General features: G+C 43.2%; 7 protein-coding genes. 6 read left to right on the top strand and 1 reads right to left on the bottom strand.

What is annotated here, in order from left to right:
- The first annotated feature begins 349 nt into the window (after positions 1–349).
- The 4 genes from KDM90_RS17490 (at position 350) to KDM90_RS17475 (ending at position 3794) form a co-directional block, all read left to right on the top strand.
- Entirely contained in the window at positions 350–1579 is a 1230-nt protein-coding gene (locus tag KDM90_RS17490) for a TIGR03862 family flavoprotein (protein WP_212676905.1), read from the top strand.
- Positions 1580–1597: 18 nt separating this feature from the next.
- Positions 1598–1798: a DUF1289 domain-containing protein gene (locus KDM90_RS17485; RefSeq protein WP_212676904.1), complete on the top strand. Its 201-nt coding sequence runs from the start codon at positions 1598–1600 to the stop codon at positions 1796–1798.
- A gap of 72 nt (positions 1799–1870) precedes the next feature.
- On the top strand, positions 1871–2917 hold the full coding sequence (locus tag KDM90_RS17480) for a carbonic anhydrase (RefSeq protein ID WP_212676903.1): 1047 nt from the start codon (positions 1871–1873) through the stop codon (positions 2915–2917).
- Positions 2918–2957: 40 nt separating this feature from the next.
- On the top strand, positions 2958–3794 hold the full coding sequence (locus tag KDM90_RS17475) for a Rossmann-like and DUF2520 domain-containing protein (protein WP_212676902.1): 837 nt from the start codon (positions 2958–2960) through the stop codon (positions 3792–3794).
- 19 nt (positions 3795–3813) lie between these two features.
- On the opposite strand, the gene KDM90_RS17470 is transcribed toward KDM90_RS17475, so the two are convergent.
- Positions 3814–5280, bottom strand: a complete 1467-nt coding sequence (locus KDM90_RS17470; RefSeq protein WP_212676901.1) for a sensor domain-containing diguanylate cyclase — start codon at positions 5278–5280, stop codon at positions 3814–3816.
- A gap of 298 nt (positions 5281–5578) precedes the next feature.
- Between KDM90_RS17470 and KDM90_RS17465 the strand changes: the two genes are divergently transcribed.
- On the top strand, positions 5579–6592 hold the full coding sequence (locus KDM90_RS17465; RefSeq protein WP_212676900.1) for an AI-2E family transporter: 1014 nt from the start codon (positions 5579–5581) through the stop codon (positions 6590–6592).
- Positions 6593–6631: 39 nt separating this feature from the next.
- A complete protein-coding gene (locus KDM90_RS17460; protein ID WP_212676899.1) occupies positions 6632–6934 on the top strand; it encodes an antibiotic biosynthesis monooxygenase family protein in 303 nt (100 codons plus the stop codon).
- The last annotated feature ends 120 nt before the right edge of the window (positions 6935–7054 follow it).

Genomic DNA, 7054 nt, shown 5'->3' with positions numbered 1-7054 from the left:
GCGCCGATGATAGTGCTGCAACCAGTGTGAAAGTAGGTCATCGTCAGGCTCTTATACCAGAAAGCCCCTGATTCCAACGAATCAGGGGCTTTTGCTTTATCCCTACACAAAAACATATTCCACATAATCCGATTCTTTGTTACTCCTCACTTCCTATCCATTTGCTTGGGCTACGGTTCGCCTATTTCAAACTCCTATTATCCTACGTGTTCAACGAACAATAGAGCTTGCCTTGGTCGATAGGATCATTTAGAAGACGATATAATTTCAACTTGTTGCTGTCGCTGTGAAAAAATACTTCATTCGATCAGCGTGGAATTCGATTAATCCTCTTTTTGCCCAATCGATAATGTCTCAATCAAAGCGCGTCATTGCAATTGTCGGTGCTGGTCCAGCGGGCCTAATGGCAGCAGATATCCTTTCAAAGGATGGGAAATTAGTGCATGTTTTTGATGCAATGCCGTCTGCAGGACGAAAGTTTCTGTTGGCGGGGAAAAGTGGCATGAATTTATCCCACGCAGAAGATATGACTAGATTTCTTACGCGCTACCCAAAGTCGTCCGATCAGCTACGATATGCGCTCTCAAAATTTGATTGCCAAGCAATAAGAGGTTGGGCACTCGACTTGGGGATCGAGACCTTCGTTGGAAGTTCGGGGCGGGTGTTTCCTAGTGATATGAAAGCGGCCCCGTTGTTGAGAGCTTGGATACAAAGATTGCGCAATCAAAGTGTTATCTTTCATATGCGCCACAAATGGGTTGGAGTTGAGGGTGAAGATTTAATATTTGAGAATGCAGGCAAAATGACGCGACAATCATTTTCAGCTATTGTCTTTGCAATGGGAGGTGCCAGTTGGAAGCGACTAGGATCAGATGCAACATGGGTTTCTACTTTTACCAATTTGGGTGTAAGCATTTCACCGTTTGAGCCGAGCAATTGTGGTTTTTCGGTGGATTGGAGTTCCCATTTCTCAGAAAAATTTGCAGGAACTCCTTTAACGAATGTCCGTGCTCGTCTCGATGAAGAAGACAATCTAGATACCCGTCAGGGGCAGTTTGTTATTACGAAACGCGGGGTGGAGGGTAGTCTAATCTATGCACTTTCATCTGAGATTCGTCGTCACATCCATCATAACGGCTATGTAAATCTTTATCTCGATTTAACGCCAGGTAAATCCTGTGACCGCGTCTACAACGAAGTAAAGGCATCTAGGGGATCGAAATCGATTTCGGCTCATCTGAGAGGCAAGTTGGGCCTACACCCAATTCATGTTGGCCTGCTTTATGAGACATTGGGAAAGGAAGCAATGATGGACCATGAAATTCTTGCGAGAGCGATAAAAAAAATGAAAATTACTCTTCAGGAGCCATTTCCGATTGATGAGGCAATTAGCAGTGCTGGGGGCGTCTCCTTTGAAAGTGTCGATGATCAAATGATGTTAAAGCTTAAACCAGGCTGGTTTTGCGCAGGCGAAATGCTTGATTGGGATGCGCCTACAGGCGGCTATTTACTGAGCGCTTGTTTTGCTACAGGGGTTGCAGCAGCAAGAGGTGTAGAAAAGTGGCTTTTTGATAAGTAGAAGAATTGATTGTTAAATATGAAAATAGACGACAAAAACCCTAACGAAATCCCTTCTCCATGTATAAAACTATGTCAGATTGGACCAGATCAGCTTTGTTTGGGTTGCTTACGAACTTTAGATGAAATTGCTGCATGGAGCAGAGCAAGTAATGAATTGAAGTTAGAGATTCATAAACAAATTAGTCTACGTCGCGAACGCTTAGATAAGGTTAAATAGAGCAATACTAGCTTGTTCAAGTTTTTGGAACAAATTGCCGTAAAGAACCTATCTCTTCAGGGAAACTTAATTATGCGTTCTAACATTGTCTTGCTAGCGTTTATGATTGTTACGTCTACTGCACTTGCAAATGATCCCGTAACAAAGCCGATAAAGCCAGTTCCATCGAAAGACGAAGTCACCAGCTCACAGAAAGAAGAGAGCAAAGCTACGAAAGAAGCGGCCCCTATACGCGAATCAAAGGCGGCTGAGGCAGCAAGAAAAAAAGAAGCACAAGCTGCCGATGAGCTCGCAGCAAAAATTGCTGAACGATTAGCGGTGATTCGGAAAGACAAGGATGAATCGAACAAGCCAATAGCTCGGCCTTATGTACGCACCTATTCGGTTCCAATAAAAAAGTCAGCTGAAATAGAACAAAAGCCGAAGAAGTCTGAGAAGAGTCAAAGCGCTCATTGGAGCTATGAAGGTGAAGAAGGCCCATTGTCTTGGGGTAAGCTTAACTCTGCTAACGTCAAGTGCGATCTCGGTGAGCGGCAGTCACCAATTGATATTCGCGATGGTATTAAAGTTGATCTAGATGTACTCAACTTTGACTATAAGCCTAGTCAATTTCAAGTCTTAGATAATGGGCATACGATACAAGTGAACGTTAATCCAGGCAACTATGTGAATGTTTCTGGTAAGGCCTATGAACTTCAACAGTTCCACTTTCATCGTCCTTCAGAAGAGCGTATCAATGGTAAGGGATACGAAATGGTTGTCCATTTTGTCCACAGGGATCGAGAGTCTAAGCTAGCAGTGGTGGCAATATTATTAGAGTTAGGTGAGACACATCCTGGAGTCCAACTCGTTTGGAATAATCTTCCCTTAGAAAAGCATGAGCCAATTAAAGCACTAAAGAATATCGATTTGATGCAATTTTTGCCCAAACAGAGAGGCTATTTCACCTACATGGGATCATTGACTACCCCGCCGTGTAGTGAGGGCGTTCTTTGGCTGGTGATGAAAGAGCCTGTTCAACTCTCACCCGATCAAGCGTCGATTTTTGCTCGCTTGTATCCTAACAATGCTCGACCCATTCAGAAGTCTGCAGGCAGACTCATCAAGGAATCATTGTGATGATGGAATTTAATTCCACCGCAAATGTTAAAAGGAATACATGCTTCCAACACTTAATATAATTGGTGCGGGACAGGTTGGAAGATCTTTGGGTCGCCTTTTTTATCTGCATGGCGTATTTAAAATTGGACACGTTGTAAGTAGAACGCAATCCAATGTCGATGCCGCGGTTCGGTTTATTGGTCAAGGTACCCCGACCACTGCTATATCGGATTTGAAACCGACAGCAGTCACCTTGATATGCGTTCCGGACGATGAAATTATCAAGACAGCAGAAGCACTATATCGAACGCATACCGTGCAACGAGGCAGTTTGATATTTCATTGTAGCGGCTCAAAGCCAAGCAGTGATTTGAAAAGCGTCCCCAATTTTCCGAATGAGTTGGGATTGGTTTTGGCGAGTGTACATCCGGTTCGAAGTTTTGCAAATCCGGAAGAGGTGAGTCAGGATTTTCGTGGCACAAATTGTTGTATCGAAGGCGACGAAGGAGCGCAATCGATACTGGTGCCAGCATTCGAAAAGCTTGGCGCTAACATCGTACACATTCAAAGTGAGCGTAAGTTGCTGTATCACGCTGGTTCCGTATTTGCGAGCAATTTTTTGGTGACGTTGCTCGACACCGCAATGCAAGCATATACCGCTGCTGGTATCGCACCAGAGGTCGCGATTGAGTTGGCCAAAGGCCTGTCTCAAAAGACGTTGCAGAACGTCTTTCAGCTAGGAGCGGCAAGCGCACTAACCGGCCCAATTAAACGTGGTGACTTTGACACCGTCCTACGCCAAAATGATGTTGTCGAAGAATGGGATGAGATGCGAGGTAAGTTGTATTCTGCTTTCATTGATCCAACAGCACAACTCGCTGGTCGCCAGAAATAAATCCGCGTCAAACTCAGGTCTACTCCGAAAAATAGACACTATTGCGCCCACTTTCCTTCGCTTGATAAAGCGCCACATCCGCCCGCTCAAAGACACTATCTTCACTTTCTTGAGATCGACACTCTGCAACACCCATACTCACCGTCAATGACAGTCGACCCTTGGTAAGGTCCGTGGTGCGGGAAAAATCGTTTGCAGCGATCGTACTTCGTAAATTCTCAGCTATTGAAGTTGCCTTTTCGAGTGAGCAATTTTTTAGCAACAGAAGAAATTCTTCGCCGCCCCAGCGGCATATCACATCACTTTCGCGTAAAGAACGACGACTTATCGCGGCAATTTCTCTTAGCACATGGTCGCCAACTAAATGACCATGTTTGTCATTGATTTTTTTAAAATGGTCAATATCCATCAGCGCCACACACAGGGGTTGACGTGACCTTTCACTGTCCAAAATTGCCTGTTGAAATACAAAATCGAAAGCCTGGCGATTCAATAATTTAGTCAAAGAATCGGTTGCAGCAGATTTTTCAATCCGGTTTTGGTAGTGTCGGACAGAGAGAAGAACAATCAATAACACGGCAATCGTGATGCCCAAGCCAATTCCAGCGTTGACCATCAATAGCTTTTGTAAGGGTTTGAGTTCTGTTGCCAGATTTTGTTCAACTAATAGATGCCAGCCTAATTCTGGAATGAATCTGGAATTCAGATAGATGGCCTCGTCATCGATTGTGTACTCTAAATGTAAAGAGTCATTTTTTGCATTTGAAAGTACCAGTTTCGCAACTTGATCGATCCCAGGGCTATTGAGAATATTTGTTTGGCGCTTAAGAGAGTTACTAGCAAGTACGACGTTTCCTTTTTTATCTACGAAATAAATCTTTCGCTGAAATCTATTTTGATAGTTGTCTATCAAATGTTTCATGGTGTCTAAGGTCAATCCAATACCCACAGCACCCATAAACTTTCCTTGGTAATCCAGTACTCTGTAATTGGTGAATATGGTCATGCTGTCGTGGTTGGCGAGGTCAATGTCGACGTTTGTTTCATATGCCGATTTCAAATTTTTGACTCGGAAAAACCATTGATCGCGGGCATCTGTTTGATTAATGCTTTTCAGAAGGCCCTCGGGATAGTAGTAGTTCTTTGTCAGGTCACTGACGAGGAAGCTAGAAATGGCATTATTCTTGAGTTTGATTTCTTTTAAATACTTCGATATTTGTGAGGGATCTTGCTCTCCGTCTAGCATCCAGTCTCGAACAAACGTATCGTTGGCCATTTGTGATGAGACAAAAACTGGTCGCAACACATCCTTTTGAATTTCCGAATAAATATTGTCACCTGTGATTGGCAAGGTGTTTTCAGACAAGCCTCGACGCAGTGCGTCTTTCGACACCAAATAACTGGTCGCCAAAACAGCGATAAAACCAAGAATGAGAATTACAGAGATCCAAATCAACAGACTGTATTGTTTATACGATTTACTCATAGGCCGATTGCAGCACCATTCTGGGGGGAGTTAAACGAAGAAAGCGCCAATAAACGCTAAATATAGTGGCAAGATCATACTATAAACCACGCGCAAATTTCGTCGAATTGCTCACGTAAATCTATTTTAGTCAGGGCATTTGGTTTTCTCTGCCTTAAAAGAAACAGCTTATTTTCGTGATAACTGTGCATTTTGTAAGAATTCCCGCTAGCATGTTGAATTGCATCTTCCGGATCAGTCCTGATGCCCTGACCAGATAACTCATTGCATTTGATGTCGTCGTACAGATTGGAAAATAATGATCACCAATTCAAAACAATCAAAACCTGTCGTAACGTCTTATTTTTGTGCAGCTTTTGCGCTCTTTCTCGTATTGAAAGCAGGTTTATTGGTCGCGCTCTTCTCTGGTTTATTTCTCTACTCATCAGTAAGGCTGTTGGTCCCCACAATTCAACGTCGATTCGGCAACCAGCAATCGAGAATGATTGCCGTTGTTTTCTTGTCAGTTCTGATAATTTTTTGTATTAGTTCAGCGATCTGGGGTGTCGTTGTCTTTTTACGAAGTGATGCGGGTAACTTACAGAATTTGTTGCAAAGACTGGCAGATTTGATTGAGTCTTCGCGGCAGCAATTACCAATATGGCTCACCACATATTTGCCTGAAGATATTGAAGCTTTGAAGCGGATTTTGACAACGACACTGAGAGAACACGCAGGTGAAGCGAAGGCCGTGGGACAAGAGGCGGGCCATTTAATCGTTCATTTGCTACTTGGAATGGTGATTGGAAGTATGGTTGCCCTTCAAGATGCGACAACCGTCCAGCATTATCGTCCTTTTGCAGCTGCCTTACACCAGCGAGTTGCGAACTTGGCTGAGATGTTTCACCGAGTGGTGTTCGCACAGGTTCGTATCTCGTTCATTAATACGATATTCACTTCGATTTTTTTGGCTGTTGTTCTACCGATGGCAGGGGTCCATCTGCCCTTAGTAAAAAGTATGATCGCGATTACGTTTATTGCCGGCTTGATTCCAGTTGTTGGTAACATTATTTCAAATACAGTCATCGTTATTGTGAGCCTTTCTCACTCGTTACAATTGGCAGTGATCTCCCTCAGTTTTATGATTGTGATACATAAACTTGAGTATTTTTTAAATGCGAAAATAATTGGGTCTCAGGTCAATGCAAAGGCATGGGAATTATTGACGGCGATTTTAGTCATGGAAGCTCTATTTGGTTTACCAGGTGTGGTAGCAGCACCTGTCTTTTACTCCTACTTGAAGCGCGAGTTAAGTGAACGCGGCCTTGTATGAGAATTTTGCTGTACGGTTACTTTATATAGGAGTAAATAAATGATTTTGGAATTAGCCGATATTCGTATTCAGGCAGGCCGACAAGTTGAATTCGACGTAGCAATTCAGCATGGACTCAATAGCGTGATCGCACACGCAAAAGGTTTTTGTGGTTATAAAGTAAATAAGGGGATTGAATCACCTGATCGTTATTTATTGATGATTTTTTGGGAAAATTTAGAAAATCATACCGTTGATTTTAGAGAGTCGCCAGCGTTTGCAGCATGGAGAGCGATCGTCGGTCCTTTCTTTGCATCCCCACCCACTGTGGAGCACTTTGACCTTTTAGCTAAATCAGAATAGTGCGCAACGAGGTCAAAATATCACTTGGTAGGTTAATGGGAATAGATACTTGTAAACCTAGGATTTGCCCCAAAATATGAAGAGTAATTTGCATCAGGGTTCGCTTTTTTCTCGCTTACT

The organism is Affinundibacterium fentianense, from assembly GCF_018139545.1.
Lineage (GTDB): Bacteria > Pseudomonadota > Gammaproteobacteria > Burkholderiales > Burkholderiaceae_D > Undibacterium > Undibacterium fentianense.
This window is presented reverse-complemented; position numbering and strand designations above follow the sequence as displayed.

What these genes read in the sequence shown, in the direction of transcription:
- KDM90_RS17480 (WP_212676903.1), top strand. Translation starts at nt 1,871, where the DNA reads ATGCGTTCTAACATTGTCTTGCTAGCGTTTATGATTGTTACGTCTACT.
- KDM90_RS17465 (WP_212676900.1), top strand. Translation starts at nt 5,579, where the DNA reads ATGATCACCAATTCAAAACAATCAAAACCTGTCGTAACGTCTTATTTT.
- KDM90_RS17470 (WP_212676901.1), bottom strand. Translation starts at nt 5,280, where the DNA reads ATGAGTAAATCGTATAAACAATACAGTCTGTTGATTTGGATCTCTGTA.
- KDM90_RS17460 (WP_212676899.1), top strand. Translation starts at nt 6,632, where the DNA reads ATGATTTTGGAATTAGCCGATATTCGTATTCAGGCAGGCCGACAAGTT.
- KDM90_RS17485 (WP_212676904.1), top strand. Translation starts at nt 1,598, where the DNA reads ATGAAAATAGACGACAAAAACCCTAACGAAATCCCTTCTCCATGTATA.
- KDM90_RS17475 (WP_212676902.1), top strand. Translation starts at nt 2,958, where the DNA reads ATGCTTCCAACACTTAATATAATTGGTGCGGGACAGGTTGGAAGATCT.
- KDM90_RS17490 (WP_212676905.1), top strand. Translation starts at nt 350, where the DNA reads ATGTCTCAATCAAAGCGCGTCATTGCAATTGTCGGTGCTGGTCCAGCG.